The organism is Methanococcus mangrovi (assembly GCF_054506835.1).
The window spans coordinates 1,166,764-1,180,555 of record NZ_CP197114.1 but is presented as its reverse complement, the minus strand read 5'-3'; the positions used below and the strand labels follow the sequence as shown (position 1 = coordinate 1,180,555).

The window sequence follows — 13,792 nt, the reverse complement described above, 5'->3', positions numbered from 1 at the left end:
AATTTAAAAAGATTTATTGATTTTATATTTATTTTAGACCGTTAAAACGTTTAAAATCAATTAAAACGCCTGAAAATCTTTTTTTAATCCAGTAATTTTTTAATTAATTATTTATAATTAAATCAACATTGTTTTTTAAAGAACTTGATTAATTTCATGATTTGAATATTTATCAATCTAATTTAAGAGGATATTATGATAGAAAACTGTAAAATCTGTGGCGGAACCGGAAAAAAGGTAGTAAAATATTCACAATGTCCGGAATGCGAAGGAAAAGGTTATTTAGAAGAGTTTGAAACAAAAAGTCATTTTAAAAATGCTTCAAAAAATTCAAAGTATGATTTCGATGACGAAGAAATTCCCTGCCCGACGTGTAATGGAACTGGAAAGATTCCTGAATATGAAGATTGTGAATACTGTAATGGAACCGGAAAAGTTGTAAAATGCGATTCATGTGGCCGTGAAATTGGAAAATACCCTGAAGATAAAGACTTAACCATCTGCGAGAACTGTAGTAATAAGGAAGAAGAGAAAAAAGATAATAAAAAGGTAGTTTATGTTTTAGACAACATGTTTACCATGAACGACCTTGAAGAAGGTAAATTCTACAAGGGAAAAATTAACAGGACTGAAAAATACGGGGTATTCGTTCAATTAAACGAAAAAACCAGAGGACTTTTGAGATTCAGGGAAGTCGTTGGAAAAAGGCCGAGTGATTTTCAAATTGGCGATGAAATTATTGTTCAGGTATCCGAATTAAAACTTGAAAAAAGAGAACTTGATTTAAGATACGTTCCAATTGCCGGATACAAACTCGAAAAACTCGAAAAAGAACATGAATTAATCGATATCAGGGAAATATTCGATACCGGATTAATGAACATGAAGGATAAAGTTATTAGAATTCAGGGGGAAGTAATTCAGGCAGTTCAAACACCTGGTCCAACAGTATTTACACTTACAGATGGCTCAGAAGTTGCGTGGGTTGCAGCGTTTGAATCTGCGGGAGTTAGAACGCATCCTGATGTTGTCATGGGTTCAATTATTGATGTAGTAGGTTCAGTATCCGTAAGGGATGGAAAACTACAGATTGAACGTATGAAACTCGTAAAACTTGAAGGAGATGCTGAAAAACGAGTAAAAGACAAAATAGATACAGAACTTGATAAAAAAGCAGAACCTGAAAGCGATATTGAATTTTTAGTTGAAAGCGATATTTTAGAAAAATTAAGGCCAAAAATGGCAGATGTTGCAAAAAGAATCCGAAGAGCAGTTTTGGATGGAAGACCTGTAATTATCAGGCACCACGCAGATACTGATGGATACTGTGGAGGAATTGCCCTTGAAAAAGCAGTAATCCCAATTCTTGAGAAATTTTCAATGGATTCTGGTGCACAGTGGCACTACTTTAGAAGAAGCCCTTCAAAAGCTCCATTTTACGAGTTAGAAGATGTAACAAAAGATTTGGTATTTTCAATTGAAGATTATCTAAGATTCGGACAGAAAATGCCTTTAATCGTTTTGGTAGATAACGGAAGTACTGATGAAGATATTCCTGCAGTATCCCAAGTTGAAGCCTACGATATGGAAGTTGTTGTAGTTGACCACCACTTCCCTGGCGAAGTAATTGATGGAAAAGTGGAAATTGACGAGTATGTTGAAGCTCACGTAAACCCCTACCTTGTTGGGGGAGACAGCAACTTAACCGCAGGAGTTTTAGCAACAGAAGTTGCAAGAATGATAAACCCGGAAGTTACTGAACTCGTTGAACATTTACCTGGTATTGCTGTTGTTGGAGACCATGCAAAAGGTGAAGCGGTAGAATCTTACATAAAAATAGCAATTGAGAGACTTACAAAATGCAGTGCAGAGTTTGGTACTGGAAAAGTTTATTCAAGGGAAGATATTGAAAAAATTGGGCAGTGCATGGATTTTGAAGCATTTTACCTGAAATTTATGAATGGAATGGGTATTGTAGAAGACATTTACGGAATGAACAAAAAAGACTTTGCAAGGCATGAAAAGCTAATAAATATTTTGTATGAACGGGCAATGGCAATGGTTGAAAGACAGATGAAAGCAGTAATTCCTGCAATAAAAACAGAAATATTGCCAAATGGAATTGTTTTCAACACTTTAGATGTTGAAAAATATGCACACAAGTTTACATTCCCAGCTCCGGGAAAAACCTGCGGGTTTGCGCATGATTCAATAGTTGAAAAATATGGGGCAGATACTCCAGTAATTACACTTTCATACGGTCCTGATTTTGGAGTAGTTCGTGCAACTGATGCAGTAAGCGAAAAATTCAGCTTCAATTTAAACCACATCGTGACACAATTCATCGATGAAATTCCTGAAGCATCCCTTGACGGTGGTGGACACGAGTGTGCCGGAAGTTTGAAGTTTGTAGAAGGTTTGAGAAACAAAGTAATAAATAGATTCTCAGAAGTAGTTTTAGAAATGAAAGAAAAAGATTAATTAAATTAACTTTTTTTAGCGCAATTGGTGTTAACATGGGAGTTCAATTCGGAGATTTGATACCCAAAACAGAAATCTCTTTAAAATTTTTGAGAAACAAAACCGTTGCAATCGATGCAATGAACGTAATTTACCAGTTTTTATCAAGTATTCGTTTAAGGGATGGAAGTCCTTTGAAAAATAAGAACGGAGAAATTACCTCAACTTACAACGGAATTTTTTATAAGACAATTTACATGTTAGAAAATGAAATGACCCCAATATGGGTTTTTGATGGTAAATCTCACGATTTAAAAGAAAAAACAAAGGAAGAAAGAAGAAAATCTCGTGAAGGTGCACTTGATAGTTATTTGGAAGCAAAAGAGAAGAATAACTTGGAAGAAATGCAAAAATATGCCAAAAGAGCAAATTTTTTGGATAAAAAAACAATAGATAATTCTAAAAAGCTCCTCGAATTGATGGGAATTCCTTATATCGACGCCCCTTCAGAAGGTGAAGCGCAGTGTGCAGAACTTGTAAAATCGAATAATGCATTTTGTGTAATAAGTCAAGATTACGATTCAATCCTTTATGGTGCAGAAAATGTTGTAAAAAATATAACGTCATCAAACAAAGCTATTGAGTTGATAGAACTTCAAAAAACCCTGTCTGAACTGGACGTTTCAATTGAACAGCTAATTGATGCTGCAATACTTATTGGAACTGATTATAATCCTGGTGGATTGAAGGGATTTGGGCCAAAAAAAGCAATTGAAATAGTTAAAAAAGGTAAAATGGAAAATTACATTTCGGAAATTGAAAATTATTCTGAAATTAGAAAAATATTTGATGAACCAGATGTAGTAACTAAATACGATATAACTTTAAAAACCCCTAAAAGTGATGAATTAGCAGAATTTTTGATCGAAAAAAATGACTTTTCAAAAGAGAGGGTTCTGCCAAACATTGAAAAAATTAGCAATCTTTTGGGCAATAAAAAATCCCAGAAAAATCTTGAAGCCTGGTTTTAGGTGTAAATATGATGAAAGTATACAGTTTAAATGGAATTTCCCCAGTATTTTGGATATTTTTAATTCCTTTGATAATAATTGGATTAATTTTGATTATCCCAATAATATTTTTAGCAATAGTCTTGGGAGCAATTTATTTAGGTTACAAAAAAATTAAAGCTGGAATAAACGGAATTATTCGAAAATTAAAGACTAAAAAGATTAAAGTTACAGGCAGTTCTGATAACGGAGAAGTTTTGATAAACTTTTCAAAAAAATTGGAAATTGTCGAAGAAGTTGTCGAAGAAAATATTCCTGTAATTTCTGAAGATATTGGAGAAAAATGGGAACATAAGCAGTTTATTAATTATTTAATGAATAATGGATTATCAGAAAACGATGGAGAACTCTATTATTTCGATAAATCAGTATATCCAATTTATAAAAAGACTTATCCTGTAAATGAAGTTATAAAACTTTACGAAGAAACTCCCGACGAAGATATGATTGTTTTAGGTTTGAAAGGCGACTATGACGACCCTAAATTATTATATTTAATTCCAAAAGAGAAATGTAAAAGCAGAATGAGTATTTCTGAGCTCAAAGAATACGAAATAAATTTAAAAAACCAAGAAATAAATAACCTTAGTTTATAATGTAGTTAATGTGAAAACATGGAAATATTGGACAAATGTGTAGGATGTGCAGGATGTGTTCCATTCTGTCCGGTTGGGGCTATTTCTGCGTTTGGTAAGGCAGAAATCGATATTGAAATATGTACAAACTGTGCAGTATGTAAAGATTATTGCCCATTAGATGCGATATCTGAATAAAAGAATAGGCTTTAAAATCAGGTGGTTTGATGTATATTGGTAGATTTTTAGTTCTTGGAAAAACAGATGAAGGAAATCCTTTTGTTACATACAGGGTTTCAAGCAGGAGCTTTCCAAACCGGGTTGCAAAAGTAATGAATGATGAAACAGTTGCAATTTTACCAAAAGATTTGGAAGAAATGTTTAAAAATCCATACATTACATACAACTGCGTAAAACTTGTAGGCGACGTTGCAGTAGCTACAAATGGCTCACACACGGATATAATTGCAGACAAAATTAAGCTTGGACTTCCAATAAGGGATGCTTTATCATATTCATTATTAACAATGGATTATGAAAAAGACGACTACAACACTCCAAGAATCGCAGTAGTTATAACAAAAGACAGCGCATACATGGGTTATGTAAGTGAAAATGACGTTAGAATTAAAAAAGTGGAACTTGAAGCTGGAAAAGCGTATTATTTGAGTGTCTACGAAGCATGTAAAATTACTGAACATCAAATAATTTCAGTTACTGGAAAAACAGCAGAAGAAGTAACTAAATTTGTAATGGACTACGAAGAATTTGAAAAACCTGTAACTGCAGCAACAGTCTTAGTAAAAGATGGATTTAAGCTTGCAACACTTTAATTTTTTATTTTTTTAACTTTTTTGGTGAAATTTTGAAAATTTACAATAATTTTGAAAATAACTGTCCAAAAAAGCTTTTTTTATCAGGAATTCATGGGAATGAATCAAAATACACCTCACAGGTTTTAGAAAATTTACAAAAAAATATTTTAAATTTAAAAGTTTCTGGAAACGTAATAATTGTCCCCGAACTTGTAAAAAATTCAAAGTACTATTCAACTCTAAATCCAAAATACTACGAAACAGATGAAGGAAAATCTCTTTTAGAATTAATTGAAAAATATAAACCTGAATTTTATTTTGAAATCCATTCGTATTCTGAAAAATCTTATTCTAATTTAACAGAATTAAAAAGAGTCGATTTAAAAGGAATTCCTCCATTCGTTGATTTAAATAATGGAGTTTTGATGGCATCAATTTCTCCAATACTGCGAGAAAAATTTAAAAATACTGATTTTTGCATGACTATCGAAGTTCCAAACTGGAAGGTTTTGGAAGTTGAAAAACAAGTACTTGAAATTTTGGAATTTGGAATAACTTCAAAAGATAGAAATGAAATGATTGAAAAAATTTTTAATAAATATCCAAAAGGTGCGAAAACTGCAAAATGGCTTGCCGATGAATTTAATCTAACCTTTTTATAAAATTTTCAAGCTACATTACTTATAAATATCTTTATTTATAACGTTAATAAAAGCGAAACACAAAATGGTGAAAGGATGAAGTTTTTTTTAGACACTGCAAACGTTGAAAAAATTAAAGAATTTAACGCACTTGGTTTAGTTGATGGAGTTACAACAAACCCAAGTTTAATCAAAAAAGAAGGAAGAGACTTCTACGAAGTAATCAAAGAAATTTGTTCAATCGTTGAAGGCCCGGTAAGTGCAGAAGTAATTGCACTCGATGCAGAAGGAATGGTTAAAGAAGCAAGAGAACTCGTAAAACTTGCAGAAAACGTTGTAGTCAAAATTCCAATGACAAAAGAAGGAATGAAAGCAGTAAACATCCTCTCAAAAGAAGGAATAAAAACAAACGTTACATTAATATTTTCAGCAAACCAGGCATTACTCGCAGCAAAAGCTGGAGCTTCATACGTTTCCCCATTTGTGGGTAGACTCGACGATATCGGTCAAGATGGACTTTTATTAATTTCAGAAATCATGCAGATATTCGGTGCATACGGAATCGAAACAGAAGTTATCGTTGCATCAGTAAGACACCCAATCCACGTTATCGAATCAGCAAAAATGGGTGCAGACATTGCAACAATTCCATTTGACGTACTCGACAAATTATTCAACCACCCGTTAACAGACAATGGAATTGCAAAATTCCTCGCTGACTGGGATGCACACATGAAAAGATAAATTCTTTTAATTTATTTTATTTCGATTTTTTTATAAATCCGGTGGTTTTTATGTCATTTCAAATTGATAAACGGGCTTATCAGTCTTTAAAAAATTTTTCAAACATAATTTACAAAAATGCTATACTTAATAAAGACGATTTTTCTAAAACGGAAGAAATTGTTGATATAACTTATAATGGAAATTTCGTTGCAAAAGCACTTTACGACCCAAAATTTCCGTTAATTAAAATTTTAACAAGGGAAAATGAAGAAATTGATAAAGATTTCTTTTTTAAACGGATAAATAACGCGAATAATTACAGAACTGATATATTAAATTATAAAGATACTTACAGGATGATTTATGCAGAAGCAGATTATTTACCGTCAATAATTCTTGATAAATACAATAAAATTGCTTCAATTCAGATTTCATCAAATATCATGGATAGTTATTCAGATTTAATTTTTGAATGTATTTCTGAAATTACCGATGTTGAAACGATGTATGTTCAAAGTGGTAAAAAGGGAAGTGACGTAAAAACGAAGATTTTTGGCGATAAATCACAAATTGAAACTGTAATTTCCGAAGGAAATGCTAAATTCAACGTAAACATGAAAGGCCACAAAACTGGATTCTTTTTAGATCAAAGGGACAATAGAATTGACCTTGAAAATTATGTTAAACCTGGAGATAAAGTGCTTGATGTTTGTAGTTACACCGGAGGCTTTGCAGTTCATGCGGGAATTAAGGGTGGAGATGTTACAGCAGTGGATTTGTCAGACAAAGCACTTGCGGTTGCAGAAGAAAACATGGAATTAAACGAGGTTAAAAATTATAATTTTATAGTTTCAAACGCGTTTGATGCAATGAAAGAAATGATTAATAATAACGAGAAATTTGATGTTGTAGTGCTTGACCCACCAGCATTTACGGATTCTTCAAAAGATATTAAAAATGCATTAAATGCTTACAATTCAATGAATTATTTGGGATTAAAATTGGCAAAAAGAATACTTGTAACATGCTCTTGTTCGCACCACATTGACAGGGAAAGCTTTAAGAACACGATTGTTTCTTCATCAATACGGGCTAAAAAAGAGATAAGGCAAATTGGAGCTTATAGAACACAGGCGCCTGATCACATAATAACAATGGCAAATAAGGACCTTGAATATTTAAAGTGTTTATTCTTCAATGTGGTAAACTAATAAAAATGATCAACGCATATCTTTGAAAAATAAAAATTGTGAGAATAAAATTCGGTGAGAACATGATGGTACCAGAATCCCATCCAAGATACAAATCATTATTAAATCGGGACAGAATTGTGGAAGCATTTGAATCAGGAGTTTTGGCAAAAGGCGGAATGATTGCTCATGGAAGGGGCGAAACTTTCGATTATTTAATTGGGGAAAACACGACTGACATTGCACTAAATTCCATAAAAGTTTCAGCAGCTCTTTTAGTTTTAGCAGAAAATCCTGTAATTTCGGTAAATGGAAACAGTGTAGCTTTAGCAAAAGACGAATTTGTTGAGTTAGCAAAAGAATTAAACGGCAAAATTGAAGTTAATTTATTTTATAGAACAAGTGAGCGAGAAGAAAAAATAAAGGACGTATTTGAAAGTGATATCGGAAATGGAATCGTTCTTTTGGGAATTGATAATGCAGATAAACAAATTCCTGGAGTTGACCACTTAAGAGGAAAAGTTTCAGAATCTGGAATTTACACTGCAGACGTTGTATTAGTTCCTCTCGAAGATGGCGACAGGGCTGAAGCACTTGTTAACATGGGAAAAACAGTAATTGCAATCGATTTAAACCCTCTTTCAAGAACTGCAAGAAAATCAACAATTTCAATAATTGACGAACTTACAAGATGTATTCCATTAATCACAGAATATGTAATCGAATACAAAAAAATGGACAGAAGTGAACTCTTAAAAATTGTTGAAAGCTACGATAATGAAGAAAATTTGCGAAATATATTGAATTTAATTTCAAAAAGATTAACGTCAGTAGATTTAATTTAAGTTTTTTTATTTTATTATTTTTTTATTTAAAATTCAAATTTAAGTAACAGTTTTCCAAAGTCAGTAATCGTGATTACTGCTTGATCTTTATCGATAAATCCATATTTTAAGAGTGGATCGATTCTATCATATGCAGATCTTCTGTGGATTCCAAGCGATTTTGCAAGTTCTTCAACTTTTACAGAACCACCAAGTTCGTGGATTTTCAAAAGTGTTTCTTTTGTTGCAGGGTGTTTTGTAAACATGTGGATTCCTTCTTTAGCACTTATTGTAACTAAATCCGGTGCAAAAGAGCACATGCTCATGGAGTAATTTCCGTATCTTTTAAATGATATTTCCCCAAAAGTCGAGCTTCCAAAAAATGGGTTTACATCAGAAGTTTCAATCAGTTTTTTAATGTATTCAGGGTCAATTTCTGATAAAAACGATGAAATATTACAGAATGTAAAAACAGGCTCATAATGTGGTTGCGTAGTTTTCAAAACATTGGTATTTGTTTCAAATATATTTTTTAAAGCTTTTTTGTCAATATTTTCTATTTTTAATTCATTTGAACTGCTTATATTTGAACCAGTAATTAATTTTTTGTTTTTAATTGAGATGGGCCCTTTTAAGTGAATATCTCCAGTAGTATCTAAAATACCTAATGGATGGGACAAATAAAATTTGGGGTCTTTTTCAAGGTCGTTTACAGTTCCACCATATCCTGAAATCTCAATATATCTTTTCAAAGCAGAAATTTTCCCTATCTCTTCAATTGAGCGTTTTTCAGATTTTGTAATCACATTTTCGAGTTTTCCAGGACTTTCTGTATACTCGTAGTTATTGTATGAAATTTTTGGCACGATGTCTCCACCAAATGCGACACAAACAATGCTGTCTAAATAAACATCGTTTCCATACTGGTAAGTATGTTCAAATTCAAAGTCATCTGACGAAACTCCTCCAAAAATAGGTATTGTAACGCCTAATTCTTCGACAATCCCTTTTAAAACTTGTTCTTCGCATTTACAAAAATCTATGATTACATAAAGCAATTTTGGAAGCATTCCAAGGTTTTCAACTGCATCTTTGACTGCTTTTTTTCCAGATTCTTTAGGGTTTATTGAAATTCCAAGTCCAACCCCCATTCCCGTACTGAAGTATTTTGAACCCAAAATTCCAATCGAAACTCCGTTTTCTAAAAATTTATTGCCACAAATTTGGAATTTTGAGCTTCCACCAACTATGTGGACAGTATTCCCAAGTATTAATTTAACACCATTAAGTACTTCTTCAGGATCGTAATCTGGAGATGAGTATAAAAATACTATATTTGGCTTTTCCGAGTACTTTTTCATCATTTTAAGTGCATCGGATGCAGCATGAGCCCCTGCTTTTAAAGAATTTTCATCTGTTGAAGTACCGTACCCGAATTCGATAAATTCCACAATAACACCAATATTTAGATTAAATAGTAAGTTTAGAGTTCCAGTAATTTAAATAACAATATAAATGTGCTTCGTAATCTATAAATATTATATGGTCATAGTTTTTTTGCTTACTATATAAGGTCATATTTATATATTTGATGTGTGTTCCGAGTACCACAACTATCTTTTTTAAATTAAACAACTTATAATAATTTAAACCCCAAATTAGGTGTGTGTTATGAAAAAAATTTTGATAGTTGAAGATGAAGAAGATATCTTAAATCTTGTTAAAATTATTTTAGAAATTAATAATTATGATGTTATTGTAGCACATGATGGATACCAGGGGCTTGAAATGGTGAACGAAAATCCCGATCTTATTATCCTCGACATCATGATGCCGGGAATGACTGGATGGGAATTTTTAGATAAAATTCGACAGAATGGTTTCAATACTCCGGTAATCGTCCTGACTGCAAATGCACAGATGAGTACTCTTGAAACTGCGATCAATAAAAAAGTTGACGACTGCATCGTCAAACCTTTTGACAGGGAAGATTTAATGGAAAAGGTCAGTTCCATACTTGATAAAAATTAATTTACATAATTGTCAGGGGATTATATGAACACAATACCACCTATAAAACGATTGGGAACTAAATTGATAATTTATTCCATAATTACGGCATTAATTCCGATAGTAATGCTTGGTGCGGTGTCTACTGACACGATAAACACAGAAATGACTAAACAAGCGCAGGAAAAAATAAACGATGATTTAAATACTGCAGAAAGCGTAGTAAATCTTAAATTGGATAAAATTTCTGCATTAAACAAGTATATTGTTTCAAATAATGATACTGTTGAGATTTTAAAGGCTAATGATATACCTGAATTGAAAACTCTGGCTTTATCGTATAAGGATGCATCTGATCCTGATTTTGTAGTTTTTTTTAATAGCAATGGAGATGTAATTGCAAGATCAAATTCTGATGTAATGGGGGATAAAGCTTATGAAAATCTATTTAAAAAGATAGTAAACGGTACAGGTTATACTGCAATAGAAGTTCTCGATAAAGATTCGATAAAATATGAAAATGTAAGTGAAATAGTAAATATTGATATAAAAGAAACTGAAGATTCTATAGATTCAGCAGAAAACGTTCAGGATAGCGCAATGGCTTTGATATCTATCGAACCAATTTACGATGAAGATGGAACCTTACTTGGAGCTGCAATGGCTGCCGATATTTTAAACAAAGATTATTCCATTGTTGATACCGTAAAAGACGCTTCAAAAGATGCTACAACAATATTTTTAGATGGCGTTAGAATTTCTACAAATGTTCAGGATAATGGTGGAAGGGCCATTGGAACACTTGTTTCAGAAGAAGTCTACAAATATGTAGTTTTAGATGGAAACACGTATTATGGTAGGGCATTTGTAGTAAATGAATGGTATTTAACAGCTTATGAACCAATATATGATTCAAATGGTAAAATTATAGGAATGCTCTTTGTAGGAACTCCAGAAAGTAAGTTTTTGGCACTACAGGCAGATGTTAGAAATCAAACCTTTGTAGTTGGATTGATTGGTTTATTTATTGCTTTATTGGTTTCATACATTATAAATCGGGGAATAATAAAACCACTCGAACAGTTAAAGCAAGGTGCTGAGCGTGTAAGTAGCGGTAGATACGACCAGAAAGTTATCGTTGATTCCGATGATGAGCTTGGTGAACTTGCAAAAGCATTCAATAAAATGGCAACGCAGATAAATATTTCCGATGAAAAACTAAAGAAACACGCGGAAGAATTGAAAGCGTCATATAATGAATTAAAAGAACTTGATAATTTAAAATCGGAATTGATTGCAATTGTATCACATGAATTAAGAACCCCGCTTACTTCGATAAAAGGCTACGTTGAGCTTGTTCTTGATGGTACAATGGGTGCAATAAATGATTCCCAGAAAAAGTGTTTACAGGTTGCAGATGATAACATTGTAAGACTTAGGCGGTTAATCGAGAGCATGCTTGACCTTTCAAAAATAGAGCGTGGAGAACTCGAAATGTATCGGGAAAAAGTAAATATCCGGGAAATTGTTGGCGACGTTATAGAATACTTAAAACCTCTTGCAACTGAAAAAAATATTAAATTAAACAGTGAAGTTGAAGGAATTAATCTTGAAGCAGATAAGGATAGGATTACCCAGGTTCTCACGAATTTGATTGAAAACGCGATAAAATTCAGTCCTGCAAATGAATCGATACTTGTAAGTGGTGTTTTAGAAAATGAACACGTTCATTTAAAAGTAACAGATCGCGGAGCAGGTATTCCTAAAAAAGACATGGTAAAAGTATTTGACAGGTTTTACCAGGTTGATTCTTCAACAAAACGGAAAAAAGGTGGGTCAGGTCTTGGCCTTGCAGTCTGTAAAAGCATTGTTGAAGCACACAAAGGTTCGATCTGGGTTGAAAGTGAACTTGGAAAGGGAAGTACATTCCATATACTCCTTCCCGTGTCTAATGGACAAAAATAACCCCGATAATTACTTTTTATTTTAAAATATTTTATTTTTTTGAACTTAAGAAAATTATCTTTTAATATTTATTTTACAATTTTTATTATTGATATTCAGATAATAAAATATATATATTTTCAATATCAAATTTATAAACGGTTTTGTGGGGCGCGTATATCTAAGAGGTGTCCTTATGGTTTTTGAAGGAAAGTTCATAATTACTACTGCAGACGACATTCCCGGACTCGGGCTGTACTATATGGGCATAGTCTCTGCAGTATCCGATAACGTAGACGCTATCGTTGAAGAATTAAAAGAACAGGTACTTGCTAAAGGTGGTATGGGATTAGTCGCTTTTAGAATTACTTGCGCAGATGGTAAATATTTAGGATACGGTACCGCAGTTAAAGCAGATGAAGGCCAGTTCACAATGGCATAAATCTGATTTTTATTTTTTTTAAAGTTAATCTACTAAAAAATTTCAACCGCCTGAAGTTAATTAATATTGATTAACAAAAATTATTATTTAATTTCTATAAATTACCCTTTTTTTGGACTATAAAGAAGTATTTAACCTTTATGATATATTTTCAACCGATAACTATAATATATAATAGATACATATGTGGTGGTAGTACCCCACAAGACCACAATATTCACATGGAGGTAATATCATGGATGTAAACCCACCCGACAAAATGGTGGAACTTGCAGGAAATGCAGGTCAGGTAAAAGGAAATCTCGCTCCAAGCCAACTTCTTGTTAGAGGAGTTATGGGCGGTGCTTACATTGCAATGGGTGGTGGACTCGCTACCGTTGTAGGAACAGGTATTGGTGCAGCAATGGGTGCTGGTTTAGGTAAATTCATGGCAGCCGCAGTATTCCCCGTGGGGCTGATCTTGATTATCTTAACCGGTATGGAACTTGTTACAGGAGATATGATGTTATTGCCTGTAGCCGTTTTCCAGAAAAAGGCGTCATATGCACAGTTAATAAAAGTATGGATTTATGTTTACATTGGTAACCTTATTGGTTCCTTAATATACGCTTCAATGATGGCGTTTGGTCCATTGAGGTCATTTGATTCAGTAACTGGTGAAGCTACTGTAAATGCATTTGGTCAAAGCGCAATAAGCACGGCTCAAGCTAAAGTTTTACCATATATGGCAGCAGGGTCAATGGGATGGCTTGCAGCACTTGTTAAAGGTATTGGTTGTAACTGGTTAGTTAACCTTGCAGTTATCGGTTCAATGGCTTCAACAAGTATTCTTGGTAAATTCTTCATGATATGGTTCCCAATCATGGCGTTCGTTGCAACAGGCTTTGAGCACTGTGTGGCAAACATGTATTTCATCCCTGCAGGTATGATGCTCGGTGCATCAGTAACTGTTGCAGATTGGTGGATTTGGAATATCATTCCAGTAACAATTGGAAACATCATCGGTGCAGTTGTATTCGTATCAATGATCTACCAGTTCGCATACGGTAAAAAAATCTAAAGATGAAGAATATTCTTCATCTTTTTGGTGTTAAA

At 33.0% G+C, this 13,792-nt stretch carries 14 protein-coding genes; 13 read left to right on the top strand and 1 reads right to left on the bottom strand.

From position 1 onward, the window contains the following. The first annotated feature begins 195 nt into the window (after window positions 1-195). The 9 genes from ACS5L2_RS06260 (at window position 196) to ACS5L2_RS06220 (ending at window position 8,322) form a co-directional block, all read left to right on the top strand. Complete coding sequence (locus ACS5L2_RS06260) at window positions 196-2,481, top strand: DHH family phosphoesterase (RefSeq protein WP_459201170.1); 2,286 nt, start codon at window positions 196-198, stop codon at window positions 2,479-2,481. A 35-nt stretch (window positions 2,482-2,516) separates the two neighbouring features. Then, entirely contained in the window at window positions 2,517-3,491 is a 975-nt protein-coding gene (fen, locus tag ACS5L2_RS06255) for a flap endonuclease-1 (protein WP_459201169.1), read from the top strand. An 8-nt stretch (window positions 3,492-3,499) separates the two neighbouring features. Continuing rightward, on the top strand, window positions 3,500-4,126 hold the full coding sequence (locus tag ACS5L2_RS06250; protein ID WP_459201168.1) for a hypothetical protein: 627 nt from the start codon (window positions 3,500-3,502) through the stop codon (window positions 4,124-4,126). A gap of 18 nt (window positions 4,127-4,144) precedes the next feature. Beyond that, complete coding sequence (locus ACS5L2_RS06245) at window positions 4,145-4,303, top strand: 4Fe-4S binding protein (protein WP_459201167.1); 159 nt, start codon at window positions 4,145-4,147, stop codon at window positions 4,301-4,303. Between the two features lie 29 nt (window positions 4,304-4,332). Next, window positions 4,333-4,938: an IMP cyclohydrolase gene (locus ACS5L2_RS06240; protein ID WP_459201166.1), complete on the top strand. Its 606-nt coding sequence runs from the start codon at window positions 4,333-4,335 to the stop codon at window positions 4,936-4,938. A 32-nt stretch (window positions 4,939-4,970) separates the two neighbouring features. Continuing rightward, on the top strand, window positions 4,971-5,582 hold the full coding sequence (locus ACS5L2_RS06235; RefSeq protein ID WP_459201165.1) for a DUF2119 domain-containing protein: 612 nt from the start codon (window positions 4,971-4,973) through the stop codon (window positions 5,580-5,582). 75 nt (window positions 5,583-5,657) lie between these two features. Continuing rightward, a complete protein-coding gene (gene fsa, locus ACS5L2_RS06230; protein WP_459201164.1) occupies window positions 5,658-6,305 on the top strand; it encodes a fructose-6-phosphate aldolase in 648 nt (215 codons plus the stop codon). Window positions 6,306-6,355: 50 nt separating this feature from the next. Beyond that, window positions 6,356-7,498, top strand: a complete 1,143-nt coding sequence (locus ACS5L2_RS06225; RefSeq protein ID WP_459201163.1) for a class I SAM-dependent rRNA methyltransferase — start codon at window positions 6,356-6,358, stop codon at window positions 7,496-7,498. A 62-nt stretch (window positions 7,499-7,560) separates the two neighbouring features. After that, window positions 7,561-8,322 (top strand): 4-phosphopantoate--beta-alanine ligase, encoded by a 762-nt coding sequence (locus ACS5L2_RS06220; protein WP_459201162.1) that lies wholly within the window; start codon window positions 7,561-7,563, stop codon window positions 8,320-8,322. 26 nt (window positions 8,323-8,348) lie between these two features. On the opposite strand, the gene ACS5L2_RS06215 is transcribed toward ACS5L2_RS06220, so the two are convergent. Continuing rightward, window positions 8,349-9,752 (bottom strand): FIST N-terminal domain-containing protein, encoded by a 1,404-nt coding sequence (locus tag ACS5L2_RS06215; protein WP_459201161.1) that lies wholly within the window; start codon window positions 9,750-9,752, stop codon window positions 8,349-8,351. Window positions 9,753-9,972: 220 nt separating this feature from the next. On the opposite strand from ACS5L2_RS06215, the gene ACS5L2_RS06210 reads away from it, so the two are divergent. The 4 genes from ACS5L2_RS06210 to ACS5L2_RS06195 all read left to right on the top strand — a co-directional run bounded on the left by ACS5L2_RS06210 (window position 9,973) and on the right by ACS5L2_RS06195 (window position 13,757). Beyond that, a complete protein-coding gene (locus tag ACS5L2_RS06210) occupies window positions 9,973-10,332 on the top strand; it encodes a response regulator transcription factor (RefSeq protein ID WP_459201160.1) in 360 nt (119 codons plus the stop codon). A 24-nt stretch (window positions 10,333-10,356) separates the two neighbouring features. Next, on the top strand, window positions 10,357-12,276 hold the full coding sequence (locus ACS5L2_RS06205) for a cache domain-containing protein (RefSeq protein ID WP_459201159.1): 1,920 nt from the start codon (window positions 10,357-10,359) through the stop codon (window positions 12,274-12,276). 175 nt (window positions 12,277-12,451) lie between these two features. Continuing rightward, on the top strand, window positions 12,452-12,697 hold the full coding sequence (locus ACS5L2_RS06200; protein ID WP_459201158.1) for a selenium-binding protein: 246 nt from the start codon (window positions 12,452-12,454) through the stop codon (window positions 12,695-12,697). 235 nt (window positions 12,698-12,932) lie between these two features. Further along, the gene (locus tag ACS5L2_RS06195) at window positions 12,933-13,757 is read left to right on the top strand and encodes a formate/nitrite transporter family protein (RefSeq protein ID WP_459201157.1); all 825 of its coding nucleotides are present in this window, start codon (window positions 12,933-12,935) and stop codon (window positions 13,755-13,757) included. Window positions 13,758-13,792: the final 35 nt, after the last annotated feature.

Excerpts from the sequence above, each read along its gene's own strand:
- ACS5L2_RS06225 (WP_459201163.1), top strand. The coding sequence starts at position 6,356 with ATGTCATTTCAAATTGATAAACGGGCTTATCAGTCTTTAAAAAATTTT.
- ACS5L2_RS06240 (WP_459201166.1), top strand. The coding sequence starts at position 4,333 with ATGTATATTGGTAGATTTTTAGTTCTTGGAAAAACAGATGAAGGAAAT.
- ACS5L2_RS06200 (WP_459201158.1), top strand. The coding sequence starts at position 12,452 with ATGGTTTTTGAAGGAAAGTTCATAATTACTACTGCAGACGACATTCCC.
- fsa (WP_459201164.1), top strand. The coding sequence starts at position 5,658 with ATGAAGTTTTTTTTAGACACTGCAAACGTTGAAAAAATTAAAGAATTT.
- ACS5L2_RS06260 (WP_459201170.1), top strand. The coding sequence starts at position 196 with ATGATAGAAAACTGTAAAATCTGTGGCGGAACCGGAAAAAAGGTAGTA.
- ACS5L2_RS06220 (WP_459201162.1), top strand. The coding sequence starts at position 7,561 with ATGATGGTACCAGAATCCCATCCAAGATACAAATCATTATTAAATCGG.
- ACS5L2_RS06210 (WP_459201160.1), top strand. The coding sequence starts at position 9,973 with ATGAAAAAAATTTTGATAGTTGAAGATGAAGAAGATATCTTAAATCTT.
- ACS5L2_RS06245 (WP_459201167.1), top strand. The coding sequence starts at position 4,145 with ATGGAAATATTGGACAAATGTGTAGGATGTGCAGGATGTGTTCCATTC.
- ACS5L2_RS06250 (WP_459201168.1), top strand. The coding sequence starts at position 3,500 with ATGATGAAAGTATACAGTTTAAATGGAATTTCCCCAGTATTTTGGATA.
- ACS5L2_RS06205 (WP_459201159.1), top strand. The coding sequence starts at position 10,357 with ATGAACACAATACCACCTATAAAACGATTGGGAACTAAATTGATAATT.
- fen (WP_459201169.1), top strand. The coding sequence starts at position 2,517 with ATGGGAGTTCAATTCGGAGATTTGATACCCAAAACAGAAATCTCTTTA.
- ACS5L2_RS06195 (WP_459201157.1), top strand. The coding sequence starts at position 12,933 with ATGGATGTAAACCCACCCGACAAAATGGTGGAACTTGCAGGAAATGCA.